Here is a 227-nt window from a genome sequence, read left to right on the forward strand (position 1 = left end):
CTAGATCACCGGGTTTCGGGTCTATACCCTGCAACTTAACGCCCGGTTAAGACTCGGTTTCCCTCCGGCTCCCCTATTCGGTTAACCTTGCTACAGAATATAAGTCGCTGACCCATTATACAAAAGGTACGCAGTCACACCCCAAAGGGTGCTCCCACTGCTTGTACGTACACGGTTTCAGGTTCTTTTTCACTCCCCTCGCCGGGGTTCTTTTCGCCTTTCCCTCA

General features: G+C 52.0%; 1 rRNA gene. It reads right to left on the bottom strand.

The annotated features are described in order from the left end of the window. Positions 1-227: ribosomal RNA gene (locus NA197_RS23540) — 23S ribosomal RNA — on the bottom strand; the annotation flags it as partial.

Origin of the sequence: Salmonella sp. NW884 (assembly GCF_051700745.1) — a bacterium.
In the GTDB taxonomy this organism is placed as follows: domain Bacteria; phylum Pseudomonadota; class Gammaproteobacteria; order Enterobacterales; family Enterobacteriaceae; genus Salmonella; species Salmonella enterica.